12 protein-coding genes are annotated in these 13515 nt (G+C 43.4%); 11 read left to right on the top strand and 1 reads right to left on the bottom strand.

Annotated features, from left to right (window positions below):
- The first annotated feature begins 225 nt into the window (after positions 1 to 225).
- The 5 genes from lon (at position 226) to DYE48_RS04555 (ending at position 5731) form a co-directional block, all read left to right on the top strand.
- Positions 226 to 2556, top strand: a complete 2331-nt coding sequence (lon, locus tag DYE48_RS04575) for an endopeptidase La (protein ID WP_115822597.1) — start codon at positions 226 to 228, stop codon at positions 2554 to 2556.
- A complete protein-coding gene (gene yihA, locus DYE48_RS04570) occupies positions 2546 to 3133 on the top strand; it encodes a ribosome biogenesis GTP-binding protein YihA/YsxC (RefSeq protein WP_089652696.1) in 588 nt (195 codons plus the stop codon). The genes lon and yihA overlap by 11 nt, the downstream gene beginning before the upstream one ends.
- 263 nt (positions 3134 to 3396) lie before the next feature.
- Positions 3397 to 4227 carry a transporter substrate-binding domain-containing protein gene (locus tag DYE48_RS04565; protein WP_115822596.1) on the top strand — a complete coding sequence of 277 codons (831 nt, stop codon included), beginning with the start codon at positions 3397 to 3399 and terminating at the stop codon, positions 4225 to 4227.
- Between the two features lie 137 nt (positions 4228 to 4364).
- Positions 4365 to 4979: an amino acid ABC transporter permease gene (locus DYE48_RS04560; protein WP_115822637.1), complete on the top strand. Its 615-nt coding sequence runs from the start codon at positions 4365 to 4367 to the stop codon at positions 4977 to 4979.
- 29 nt (positions 4980 to 5008) lie between these two features.
- Complete coding sequence (locus tag DYE48_RS04555) at positions 5009 to 5731, top strand: amino acid ABC transporter ATP-binding protein (RefSeq protein WP_167449445.1); 723 nt, start codon at positions 5009 to 5011, stop codon at positions 5729 to 5731.
- 803 nt (positions 5732 to 6534) lie between these two features.
- On the opposite strand, the gene DYE48_RS04550 is transcribed toward DYE48_RS04555, so the two are convergent.
- A complete protein-coding gene (locus DYE48_RS04550; protein WP_244199366.1) occupies positions 6535 to 7017 on the bottom strand; it encodes a LiaI-LiaF-like domain-containing protein in 483 nt (160 codons plus the stop codon).
- A gap of 248 nt (positions 7018 to 7265) precedes the next feature.
- Between DYE48_RS04550 and hemA the strand changes: the two genes are divergently transcribed.
- Genes hemA through hemL form a run of 6 tightly spaced genes read left to right on the top strand, consistent with a single transcriptional unit; the run spans position 7266 to position 13479 of the window.
- Entirely contained in the window at positions 7266 to 8639 is a 1374-nt protein-coding gene (hemA, locus tag DYE48_RS04545; protein ID WP_115822594.1) for a glutamyl-tRNA reductase, read from the top strand.
- A 12-nt stretch (positions 8640 to 8651) separates the two neighbouring features.
- A complete protein-coding gene (locus tag DYE48_RS04540) occupies positions 8652 to 9470 on the top strand; it encodes a cytochrome c biogenesis protein (RefSeq protein WP_115822593.1) in 819 nt (272 codons plus the stop codon).
- Positions 9471 to 9488: 18 nt separating this feature from the next.
- Entirely contained in the window at positions 9489 to 10418 is a 930-nt protein-coding gene (gene hemC / locus DYE48_RS04535; protein ID WP_115822592.1) for a hydroxymethylbilane synthase, read from the top strand.
- A complete protein-coding gene (locus DYE48_RS04530) occupies positions 10418 to 11182 on the top strand; it encodes a uroporphyrinogen-III synthase (RefSeq protein WP_115822591.1) in 765 nt (254 codons plus the stop codon). The genes hemC and DYE48_RS04530 overlap by 1 nt, the downstream gene beginning before the upstream one ends.
- Positions 11183 to 11184: 2 nt before the next feature.
- Entirely contained in the window at positions 11185 to 12162 is a 978-nt protein-coding gene (gene hemB, locus DYE48_RS04525; protein WP_115822590.1) for a porphobilinogen synthase, read from the top strand.
- Between the two features lie 24 nt (positions 12163 to 12186).
- The gene (gene hemL / locus DYE48_RS04520; protein ID WP_115822589.1) at positions 12187 to 13479 is read left to right on the top strand and encodes a glutamate-1-semialdehyde 2,1-aminomutase; all 1293 of its coding nucleotides are present in this window, start codon (positions 12187 to 12189) and stop codon (positions 13477 to 13479) included.
- Positions 13480 to 13515: the final 36 nt, after the last annotated feature.

The following is a 13515-nucleotide window of genomic DNA, read 5'->3' as shown; positions in this document are numbered from 1 at the left end:
ACGAAAATGTTGTAGCACGGCTTCTGTATTATTAAATTGACAGATGACTACATAAGCATGAAAGGCTGGTTTCTGTTCATAATAAAGTATTAGAGGAGTGAGCCCCTTGACAGTAATTGGTTAGGGGATTTCGGTGTTGGAATCATTTGGTGCCGTTTCGTTTACTTTCCAAGTACATTTATATATGATGAAAATACGTAGTTGCAATAATCGGAGGTGCAAGAAATGACGGACAAACAGAGAAAAAATATACCTCTACTTCCTCTCAGAGGGTTGCTTGTGTACCCTTCTATGGTCCTTCACCTGGATGTGGGGCGTGAAAAATCGGTACAAGCGTTGGAGCAATCCATGATGGATGACAATGAAATATTTCTCGTGTCACAAAAAGAAGTGAATATTGATGAACCCTCGAAAGATGACCTTTATGAGGTTGGAACAATTGCCAGGGTAAAACAGATGGTTAAATTGCCAAACGGCACCAATCGAGTCCTTGTAGAAGGTTTATATAGAGCCCGTGTTGAACAATTAGTCGATGATGAGGACTTTTATTACGCGAATATCTCAAAAATTGAGGATGAGCATGTAGGAGAAAATGAGGAAGAAGCTCTCATGCGAACGCTTATGGACCAATTTGAGAAATTCGTTAAAGTATCTAAAAAAGTAAGCCAGGAAACCTTTAATACCGTGTCCGATATCGATGAACCGAGTCATATGGCGGACATGGTCGCTTCCCATTTGCCAGTGAAACTAAAAGAAAAGCAGTCAATTCTGGAAACAGCGAATGTGAAAGAGCGTCTTCAAAAGCTTGTCGACATGATTGGGAATGAACGTGAAGTTTTGCAAATCGAGCAAAAGATCGGCAAAAGGGTTAAAAAATCCATGGAAAAAACGCAAAAGGAATATTATTTGCGTGAACAGATGAAAGCGATCCAAAACGAACTTGGTGATAAAGATGGAAAATCAGGTGAGGTGGCTCAGCTTAAAGAAAAAATAGAGCAGGCCAATATGCCTGAACGAGTGGAAGAAATCGCTTATAAAGAGCTTGGGAGATATGAAAAAGTTCCACAAAGTTCAGCGGAAAGTTCGGTCATACGCAATTACATTGAATGGCTTGTGGCCTTGCCATGGTCGAATGAGACTGAAGATAACCTCGATGTGAACCGTGCTGAGAAGATTTTGGACGAAGATCATTATGGTTTGGAAAAGGTCAAGGAGCGTGTCCTTGAATACTTAGCGGTTCAAAAACTGACTCAAACGATCAAAGGGCCGATCTTGTGTCTGGCTGGACCTCCAGGGGTGGGGAAAACTTCCCTTGCTAAGTCCATTGCTCGTTCCATCAATCGGAAGTTTGTTAGAATTTCTTTAGGCGGAATCCGCGATGAAGCTGAAATTCGTGGTCATCGTAGAACTTATATTGGGGCTATGCCCGGACGTATTATTCAGGGTATGAAACGTGCAGAGACCGTGAACCCTGTATTTTTACTTGATGAAATTGATAAAATGGCTAGTGATTTCAGAGGAGATCCATCTTCAGCCATGTTGGAAGTCCTCGACCCAGAACAAAACGGAACGTTCAGCGATCACTTCATTGAAGAAAACTATGATTTATCAAAAGTCATGTTTGTGGCTACAGCCAATAATATTTCGAACATCCCTGGACCATTGCGTGACAGAATGGAGATTATCACCATTGCTGGATATACGGAAGTTGAGAAAGTTCATATTGCTAAAGAGCATCTGCTTCCTAAGCAAGTCAAGGAAAATGGTTTGAAGAAAGGGCAGCTGCAATTACGTGATGATGCGCTCTTGAAACTGATCCGCCGGTACACAAGAGAAGCGGGTGTACGTGGTTTAGAGCGTGAATTGGCGAGCCTATGCAGAAAAGCTGCCAAAATCATCGTTTCTGGTGATAAACAACGTGTGGTTGTGACGGAAAAACAACTGGAAGAGCTTCTAGGGCGTCCGAAGTTCCGTTATGGACGTGCAGAACTGGAAGATCAGATTGGAGCAGCCACGGGCCTTGCTTATACAACAGCAGGTGGAGACACATTATCGATAGAAGTTTCAATATATCCTGGAAAAGGAAACCTTACATTAACAGGGAAATTGGGAGATGTGATGAAGGAATCCGCACAAGCGGCGTTCAGCTATATTCGTTCAAGAGCGAACGAACTGAACATCGACCCTGATTTTGTGGAAAAGAACGACATCCATATTCACGTACCGGAAGGCGCGACACCTAAAGATGGCCCTTCAGCCGGCATTACGATGGCGACTGCCCTCGTATCGGCACTGACAGGTCGCCCTGTCCGTAAAGAAGTGGGCATGACAGGTGAAATCACGTTAAGAGGCCGCGTTTTGCCTATCGGTGGTTTGAAGGAAAAATCATTGAGCGCCCACCGTGCAGGATTAACAAAAATTATCATCCCGGATCAGAACGAGAAAGATCTGGAAGATATCCCAGACAGCATCAAGGAAGGTCTGACTTTTGTTCCTGTGAAGCATTTGGATGAAGTATTAGAACAAGCATTAACGGAGGCAGTACATGAAAGTTAACTCGGCAGACATCGTCATCAGTGCGGCGAGCAAAAAGCAGTACCCAAAAGCACCGATTCCTGAAATTGCGCTGGCAGGAAGGTCGAATGTTGGTAAATCATCATTTATCAACCGGATGATTCAACGAAAAAATTTAGCGAGGACTTCATCAAAACCCGGAAAAACCCAAACGTTGAACTTTTACATCATCAACGATAAATTCCATTTCGTCGATGTTCCCGGTTATGGATATGCGAAAGTTTCCAAAAAGGAACGCGCGAAGTGGGGAGCCATGATGGAAGAATATTTTGCTGAACGTGAACAGGTGAAAGCAACAGCATTGATTATTGATATCCGTCATAAACCAACAGAAGATGATCAGTTGATGTATGATTATTTAAAGCATTTCGACCTGCCAGTCATGGTCATTGCGACAAAGCTTGATAAAATTAAAAAGGGTCAACGAAAGAAACAACTGAAGATGATTCAAGATGTCTTGGAAATGGAAGAGGAAGATGCATTGATTCCTTTTTCATCCGAAACAGGCGAAGGCAAGGATGTTGCATGGAAGACCATGCTCTCACACTTGAATCTCTAAGATAGAACCACTTCTCTATATAAGGGAAGTGGTTTTTTATGTCATAAAACATGTATATTCATACAAAAATCTATTATATTAAAGCAAATTCATGCATTTATAAGGAAAGTACTGCATGTCGTAGGTCAAGCCTCTCATCAGCGTTATTCAGTATTTTTTGGACTATGTTTAATTTTGGGAATTGTTTGATAAATAGATATAATTTAAAGTGTCGCTATTATTACAGAAAAATGACAAATTGACGAAGGGGAGAATTTTTGGTTATGAGAAAATATTTACTTATGATCGCCCTGAGCATCTTAATGATCTTTGCACTTGCTGCCTGCGGCGGAAGTGAAGATGAAGGAGAAACGACAGGGGATACAAACGAAACGGATTCCAACGATTCCTCAGAAGAAACAGCCTATGACCTTGTAGAGGATGGACAATTCACGTTTGCTGCTTCTGGTGAATTCAGCCCATTTAGTATGACAGATGCAAGCGGGGAAATGACAGGTTTTGATATTGATGTTGCGAATGCTATTGCGAAGGAGTTGGGCTTAGAGCCAAATCCTCAAAAACAGAAGTTCGCAAGTATCGTAGAAGGTGTGAAGACGGGCCGTTTTGATGCGGCGGTGGCAAGTCACACTATAACAGAAGAAAGACAACAGGAAGTTGATTTCTCAACACCTTACTATTATTCAGGCGCGCAAATTTTCACGCGTCCAGATAGTGATGTTGAAACACTAGAAGATCTAGAAGGAATGGAGATTGCCATTTCTAAAGGTTCGACATATAGCACGTATGCTGAAGAAGTGACAGAAAACATCAAGACTTATGACAGTGATGTTGTCGCTTTGCAATCCCTGGCAAAAGGTCGTCATGACGCTGTAATCACAGATTTCTTAACGGGTAAGGAAGCTTCAGGGAAAGGGCTTAAAATTGAAGCGAAAGAAATGATTGAGCGCAGTGAACAGGCGGTTGCTATTGCAAAAGAAAACGAAGCCCTACTTGAAGAAATCAATGCAGCTCTAGAAACACTTCGTGAAGATGGAACACTTGCTGAAATCAGTAAAGAGTACTTTGGTGAAGACATTACGACTCTGCCGGAGTAAACGCTCGTTTTTCAGTTAAAGACCGAAGTTAAGAAGAGTGCGCAATGAGCGTACTCTTTTTGACATTATAGAGGAGTTGAAGTGAATTGTATTTGTATTCTGCAAACTTTTGGACAGCACTTATAGATAGTCGGGGCATGTTTTTTGAAGCCGCCCAAATGACTCTGGCCCTTACAGCGGTCTCTATATTAATCGCAATCGTCATCGGGTTAATGTTTGCTTTCATGAAGATATCCAAAATCAAGCCATTGGAATGGCTTGCGAATATATACATTTATGTGGTGAGGGGAACTCCTCTGATTGTTCAAATCTTCGTGTTCTATTATGGTTTAACAGAAGTATGGATGATCAGTGGATTCTGGTCCGTAGCGCTTGGACTTGCCTTCCACAATGGTGCCTATATTGCAGAGATTTTCCGAGGATCCATCCAATCGATTGGAAAAGGCCAGACAGAAGCTGGTCGATCACTTGGAATGAGTGGCACCTTGACGATGCGTCGGATTATCTTGCCTCAGGCTTTTAGACGTGCATTGCCTCCGCTTGGGAATCAGTTTATCATTGGTTTGAAGGATTCATCGTTGGCTGCATTCATCGGTGTATCCGAGATATTTGCTGTAGCCACCACCCAAGGGGCCAATACATTCGACTATATGACCTGGTTGCTCGTAAGTGCCGTATGGTATTTGATTCTCGTATTCCTTCTGACCCTCGTTGTCAGTGCGATTGAGAAGAAAATGGCTGTGAGTGACTAACAGAGGAGGAAACACAATTGTCAGAGCAAATGATTCGAGTCAATAAATTAAATAAATCGTTTGGGGATCTACATGTACTGAAGGATATCGATTTCCATGTGGAAGAAAGTGAAGTTGTCGTACTCATCGGGGCCAGCGGGTCCGGGAAAAGTACAATGCTGCGCTGTTTGAATTTTTTAGAAATGAAAAACAGCGGGGAGCTCTTTATTAAAGGGAAACAAATTGATCCTAAAAAAGACAATTTGAACAAAGTAAGACAACAAGTGGGGATGGTCTTCCAGCACTTTAATCTTTTCCCACATATGACGGTATTAGGCAACGTGATGGAAGCACCTACGCAAGTCAAAGGAATATCTAAAAGCCAGGCGAAAAAAGAAGGCCAGGAGCTCTTAGAAAAGGTTGGACTTGGCGATAAAGCCAATGATTACCCATCAAGACTCTCAGGTGGACAGAAACAAAGGGTTGCGATCGCTAGAGCTCTTGCAATGAAACCAGAAATTATGCTGTTTGATGAGCCAACCTCAGCGCTCGATCCTGAACTTGTCGGAGAAGTTCTTGCGACAATGAAAGACCTGGCGAAGGAAGGAATGACAATGGTCGTGGTCACGCACGAAATGGGATTTGCAAGAGAAGTCGCCGACCGCGTCGTTTACATGCATGACGGAAAAATAGTAGAGTCGGGAGCTCCGAAGGATCTATTCGAAAACCCACAAGAAGAACGTACCCAAGCGTTCCTAAGCTCCATTTTATAAGAGACAAAACCCCCAGAGGCTAACTCTGGGGGTTTTGTCTCTTATTACTTTGAAATAAGTTGTTAAAGATAATGGCAGGATTGTGGAAGACTCGATTTCGAGACTTTTGTGGGAGTTTAGGGGCTCCGGGAAAAGGTTCGCTTGCCGTGGGCGAGTGATGAGCCTCCTCGAGCTAACGCTCTGCGGGGTCTCATCTACCACGCACTTCCTCTTAGATATCCGGTTCCGGCGCCTAGCGGCTAGTGAGACTTCCCTCGCTTCTGTACGATAAGTCAACATCGAATCTCTCCGTTCTTCGTGTTTCCTTTATCTCCGCCAGCTCAGTCCAGTCCATATGTCGCTGATCGAGGCGCCTCCACACTTAAGGTAGGAGTCTCACCATTTCCCTCCGCCCCTTTGCCATATGAGGTTCTCGAAACCCTCTAACAGTAACCTACCGAGTTCTGTAATGAAGACCTGCTCACCCACGCCGTTATAGAGCTGTTTTAACCATAGATCCTGCACGAATAAGGCGAGGGAACAGGGTCTGGGAAACGTCCGCATGAAAAGGGAATGGAAACACGAACGTGTGTGTTTTTCTACTGACTGATCCAAACCACTACAAATCGTCGTTTCCCTGACCCCGTATCCATGGCAAGGAATCGTCATTCATTATTTCCACTAGGCAAGGCTTCCCTTAAGGGTTCGCGATATGCGCTCACCGCGCTCCCGCGGGAAGCGAGCTATCCCCCCCAGCCCCCATCCACTCACCAAAAGTCTCGAAACTGAGTCTTCCACAAACGGAAGCTTTTGTGAATGAGTGGTTATTTCTTTTTTAGTAGATAAAAGCCAAAAGCGATCAGGACAAGTGGCCAGAAACGTTCGATCAACTGAAAAACGCCCTGAATCCATTGGAACCAAGCAGGGTTGGTTGGGGCGAACATGGCAAATAATCCGATACCAAGAAATAAAAGGGCAGGTATCAACCCATTCTTTGTTTTTCTATAATGCAATAGAAAAGCAACGCCAACAATAATAAGGTACATGCCCCAGTGATCCCTCCAGAAAGGGACGTGGTTAACGGCTAGGAAATGCAAACCGAATCCAGCCAGTATTACACCGGTGAACAAGGATGAATGATCTTTTGTCCAGTAGCTATGTAATAGAAAGGCCAGACCTATGAATAATACTAAAGTAGGCCATGAGTAAAATGGTGTCAGTTCGGGAATATTGAGATGACGAAGCAAATAGTAAACACCTAAGCCGATAAATAATAGTCCGATAAGGGAATTTTGCTTATTCAGCATGAACACATCCTTTTCTATTGTACAAAAATGTCATATCCTTGCGATTATGCGTAGGTTTTGGTATATTACAATCGGATTATAATTTAAAGTTCTTCTAAATAAATCGTTATAATTTTCTATATCATCTAATTTTATCCTATCATAAGGGATTCAAAATCTGTTCATATTTCTAACGAAAAATCGTCCGGATTTTGTGCTATACTAATGGATATGTGATAAGTCTTGAACGTTTAATGGGGGTAGATGAAATGCACATTTTAGCTATCGGTCTTAATTACAGAACAGCCCCTGTGGAAATTCGCGAGAAGCTCACATTTTCTGAGGATGAGCTGACAGAAGCCATGCAGCGCCTCAACGTACAAAAAAGTGTGCTGGAAAATGTGATTATTTCTACATGCAACCGAACGGAAATTTATGCGGTTGTGGATCAAATCCACACAGGCCGTTATTATATCAAACAGTTTCTATCCGACTGGTTTGACATTGACAAAGAAGAGTTCTCTCCTTTTCTTTCCATTTACGAAACCGACGGAGCGATCGAGCAACTATTGCGCGTCACGGCAGGTCTCGACTCTATGGTCCTTGGAGAAACTCAAATCCTCGGTCAAATGAAGCAGTCTTTCCTTCAGGCACAGGAAGCTGGGACAACAGGAACCATCTTCAATCAGTTGTTCCGTCAAGCGGTTACCATGGCGAAAAAAGGCCATAAAGAGACGGAAATCGGTGAAAACGCTGTATCTGTAAGCTACGCCGCGGTAGAGCTAGCTAAAAAGATTTTTGGTGATCTTGTCCACAAGCATATTGTCATCCTGGGTGCAGGGAAAATGGGGGAATTAGCTGCCAAGAACCTTCATGGTTCCGGTGTCCGAAAAGTTTCGGTCGTCAACCGCACGTTAGCTAAAGCTCAGAACGTAGCTGGTCAATTCAACGGTCATCCGCATACGATGGACGAGCTTGAGGGTGTGTTGGAGGATGCTGATATCGTCATCAGCTCAACAGGTGCAACAGACTATGTCATTACGAAGGAAAAGATGGAACCTATTCATAAGAAACGAAAAGGGAAACCTCTCTTCTTCGTAGACATCGCTGTTCCACGAGATTTGGACCCGGCAATGGAAGCTCTGGAAAGTGTATTCTTGTATGATATTGATGACTTGCAAGGAATCGTGGATGCGAATCTTGCACTCCGGAAACAAGCAGCCAAAGAAATTGAAATCATGATTGAAGCGGAAATTGTGGAGTTTAAGCAGTGGTTACAAACGATAGGTGTTGTTCCTGTGATTTCAGCTCTTCGTTCAAAAGCTTTGAATATCCAGGCAGAAACAATGAAGAGTATTGAAAGAAAGATGCCGGAGCTGACCGATCGTGAACGGAAAGTATTGAGTAAACACACGAAGAGTATCATCAATCAAATGTTGAAAGAACCGATCTCTCAAGCGAAAGAAATGGCAGCACAGCCAGATTCAGAGGAAACCTTGCGTTTATTCACTCAAATCTTTGGTATAGAAGAGCAGGTGAAAAAAGAGGCGGAAGAACAAGAAAAAAAGAACAGCGCGAAGGTGAAGAACGATACAGAGGCTAGTGATTCCATCTCTATCATCAGCCCTGTAGCCCATTCATAAGGTGGAAGTGAAATGCTTGAATTCAAATGGGTTTACGAACTTATCCTTTTTCTATATGGATTGAGTATCATTGGATACTTCATCGACTTTGTACAAAATAACCGGAAGGCGAATATTACTGCCTTCTGGTTACTTAGTATGGTTTGGGTTTTACAAACCTTCTTTCTGCTTTCGCAGGTTTTTGTCAAAGATGATTTTCCGATCATGACGGTTTATGATGGATTGTATTTTTATTCGTGGATTCTAGTGACGTTCTCCCTCATCATTAACAGACTTTTCAAAGTGGATTTTCTCGTATTCTTCACAAATGTGGTCGGTTTTTTGATTATGATCATTCACATATCTACGAGGGCTCAAAATGTCTTGGAAAATAGGGGAGTGGCTCTCGTTAATGAGCTGCTTGTTATCCATGTCAGTTTAGCGATCATATCTTATGGTTTCTTTACGCTATCGTTTATCTTTTCCGTTATGTATTTGTTGCAGTACCGCTTATTGAAGAGGAAGAAATGGGATGCAAAATTATTCCGCCTTGGTGATTTAACAAAGTTGGATCACTTTTCTTATGTGGCTATCATATTAGGTGTCCCTCTGTTATTGATTGCCATCATTCTAGGTGTCGTTTGGGGATATGTCTCTACGGCCGCTTTTTACTGGTATGATTCTAAGACACTTGGATCGTTACTCGTATTAGTCGTCTACATCGTTTATTTGACGCTGAGAGTTATAAAAGGATATCAGGGACGGACGATCGCTATATTCAATGCAGCAGCATTCCTGTTTCTATTGATCAACTTCTTTTTATTTGGTTCATTATCTAACTTTCATTTTTAGTATCGAGGAGGAAATGTTTTGAGAAAAATCGTCATCGGATCACGCAAAAGTAATTTAGCGATTACCCAAACAGAGTGGGTGATCGACCAGTTGAAACAGATCGATCCATCCTATGAGTTTGAAATTAAACGAATTTCGACGAAAGGTGATCAAATCCTTGACGTCACACTTTCTAAAGTAGGCGGTAAAGGGCTATTCATTAAAGAGATTGAACAGGCCATGTATGATGGAGAAATCGATATGGCTGTTCATAGTATGAAGGATATGCCTGCAGTAGTGGCAGAAGGATTGATGGTGGCGGCTGTTCCGATTCGTGAAGATCACCGTGATGCTTTTGTTTCGAATGGGAACGTTGCTCTTAAAGACCTTCCTGCCGGAGCGATTGTTGGCACGAGTAGTTTGAGACGCGGTTCTCAAATCAAGGCCGTACGCCCAGACGTAGAAATCAAATGGATTCGAGGGAATATCGACACACGCCTCCGTAAGTGTAAGGAAGAGGACTACGATGCTATTGTTCTCGCAGCTGCAGGGTTAAAACGCATGGGCTGGGATGATGATGTCGTAACCGAATATCTAGAGCCTGATGTTTGTGTCCCTGCTGTTGGGCAGGGAGCTCTTGCGATTCAATGTCGTGAGAACGACTCAGAATTACGCGACTTCCTCAAAAAGTTGAACCATGAGTACACTGAAACGACGGTGGCTGCTGAGCGTAAATTCCTCCATGATTTGAATGGAGGCTGTCAAGTTCCTATTGGTGGTTATGCCTACCGTAAAGGCGAGGAAATCGTTTTGACAGCGCTTGTCGGTACACCTGATGGAAAGACCATCTTGCATGAAACGGTTTCAGGTACAGATCCAATTGAAGTAGGGAAAGAAGCAGCGGATCGTTTGAAAGCACAAGGAGCGCAGGAGATTGTGGATCGTGCTAAAGAGGAGTATGACCAATAATGCAGCCATTGCAAGGGAAGAGAATTCTCGTGACGAGAGGACAGTCCCAAGCGCGCTCATTTATTGAAAGAATAGAAGCAGAAGGTGGAGTTGTCTATCACACTCCCCTTCTCTCCTTCCAATTGAATGATTCTGAATCTCATCAAGAGATTTTGAAACGACTTCACGACTATTCCTGGGTGTTTATCACAAGCGCGAATGGCGTGAAGTTTTTTTTCGAGCTTCTGAAAAAGTACAAGATTGAGGTTCCACCATCTCTTAAATTCGCCATCATCGGATCTAAAACTGAGAAACGTTTAAATGATTTTGGATTTAAGGCTGATTTCATCCCTTCAAAATATCATGCGTCTTCGATGGGGAAAGAGTTTCTTTCCAGCCAGCCTCAGCCTGGCAATATTTTGTACATAAGAGGAAATCGTTCAAGAGACGCTCTTCCTCGCATGTTTAATGACAAGGGTGTATTTTTCCATTCCATGACCGTATATGATACGCTACTAGTAGAAGAAAAAAAGCCTGAACTCCTTGCGTGGATACAGGAACGAGAGATTGATGCATTAACCTTTACAAGTCCGTCGACCGTACGTGCATTTGTGTCTATGGTCCAGAATCAAGGTGGAGAGATTCCTTGTTTCTGTATCGGTCCGACGACAGCTAAAGAAGCAGAAAAATGTGGGTTTACCAACGTTCACGTTCCCGATCAGTTCACTATCGCCCATATGTTAAAACAAATGACTTACTATTTTTCTAACGAAGGGAAAAGATAAATATGAAAGATTTGCAGTTCAAACGCCACCGTCGCTTGCGCCGAACGGATTCCATGAGAGCGCTTGTGAGAGAGACCCATCTTCGTACTGAAGATTTAATCTACCCGATCTTTGTTGTAGAAGGAGAAGACATCAAAAATCCAGTTGCTTCGATGCCGGGAGTCCATCAAGTCTCCCTCGATCACTTGAATGAGGAAATGGACGAGCTGGTAAGGTTAGATATTAAATCTGTCATTGTCTTTGGTGTACCAGCAGAAAAAGACGACGTTGGAAGTCAAGCCTATCACGAAGAGGGGATTGTACAACGTGCCATCCGTCAAATTAAAGAAGGTTTTCCTTCCTTAACCGTGATTGCGGATACGTGTCTATGTCAATATACCGATCATGGTCATTGTGGAATTGTCCGCGATGGAGATATTGTCAATGATGAGTCTTTAACTTACATTACGAAAACAGCGATCACTCAAGCGGAAGCAGGCGCTGACATCATTGCCCCTTCCAATATGATGGATGGTTTTGTTGCGGCTATTCGTGAGGGCCTTGATGAAGCAGGGTTCAGTCACATCCCTGTCATGTCTTACGCTGTTAAATATGCTTCTTCTTTTTATGGTCCATTCCGCGATGCGGCTCATAGCTCTCCTCAATTTGGTGACCGCCGTGCTTACCAAATGGATCCTGCGAACCGCCTGGAAGCATTAAGGGAGGCAGTGTCGGATGTCGAAGAAGGTGCAGACTTCCTGATCGTTAAACCGGCGCTTGCTTATCTTGACATCATGCGCGAAGTGAAAGATCGTTTCAACTTGCCACTGGTCGCCTACAATGTCAGTGGGGAGTATTCCATGATCAAAGCAGCAGCTCAAAACGGCTGGGTAAATGAAGAAGAAATTGTTCTTGAAAAACTCACCTCTATGAAACGAGCAGGCGCTGATCTCATTATTACTTATTTCGCTAAAGATGCAGCTCGTTGGTTAAATCAATAACGCGGACAGAAAGGTTGTCGTAAAATGAAAACATTTGATCGTTCAAAACAAGCCTATACGAAAGCAGTAGACTTAATGCCAGGTGGAGTGAACTCCCCTGTACGTGCATTTAAATCTGTGCAGATGGATCCGATTTTTATGGAAAAGGGTGCAGGATCTAAACTCTATGATCTAGATGGCAATGAATACATCGATTATGTCTTAAGCTTTGGCCCATTAATTTTAGGCCATGCCGATGAAAAGGTTACAGAAGCCTTAACCAAAGCGACAGCGAATGGGACGAGCTTCGGTGCCCCTACAGAAATGGAAAACGAATTGGCTTCCCTTGTGAAAGAACGGGTGCCCTCTATTGAAATGCTGCGTATGGTGAACTCAGGAACAGAAGCGACGATGAGTGCCCTTCGTGTGGCTCGTGGGTACACAGGCCGCGATAAAATTTTGAAGTTTGAAGGAAATTACCATGGCCATGGAGATTCCTTGCTGATCAAAGCAGGCTCTGGCGTAGCGACTCTTGGACTGCCGGACTCCCCCGGTGTACCGGAATCCATTGCGCAAAATACGATAACGGTCCCTTACAATGACTTAGAAAGCGTCCGATATGTTTTCGAAGAGTTCGGAGACGATTTAGCTGCTGTCATTATTGAGCCTGTTTCCGGAAACATGGGTGTCGTCCCACCAAATGATGGCTTCCTGCAAGAGTTAAGAAAGATGACGGAAGACAATGGGACGGTCCTGATCTTTGATGAAGTTATGACTGGTTTCCGTGTTGGATACTACAGTGCTCAGGGCCACTTTGGTGTGACTCCTGACATGACTTGCCTTGGAAAAGTAATTGGAGGCGGTCTTCCTGTAGGAGCCTATGGTGGAAAGCGAGAAATCATGGAACGGGTCGCTCCTGTTGGAGATATCTATCAAGCCGGTACGCTTTCTGGCAACCCGCTCGCGATGACGGCAGGCTATGAAACCATCTCCGCTATGACGGAAGAAGCATATGCTTCCATTAACAAAAAAGTAGATCGCCTGATTGAAGGTTACGAGGAAGCCGCTGAAAAACACAACATTCCACTGACAGTGAACCGGGCGGGTTCAATGGTCGGGTTCTTCTTTACAAACGAACCTGTAACGAACTTTGAAACAGCCAACCAATCCGACTTGGAATTGTTCACGCGTTATTTCCAGGGAATGATTGAAGAAGGTGTTTATTTGCCGCCTTCTCAATTTGAAGGGTTGTTCTTGTCTGTCAAACATACGGACGAAGATATTGAGAAAACCATTGAAGCGGCTGAGAAAGTCTTTTCACAAATTAAAGGTAAATAATAAAAGCGCATGGGGAATCCCCATGCGCTTTCGTTA

The organism is Halobacillus trueperi, from assembly GCF_003386945.1.
GTDB classification, from domain to species: domain Bacteria; phylum Bacillota; class Bacilli; order Bacillales; family Halobacillaceae; genus Halobacillus; species Halobacillus aidingensis.
The sequence above is the reverse complement of the archived record's forward strand: the minus strand, read 5'-3'. Positions and strand labels throughout refer to the sequence as shown.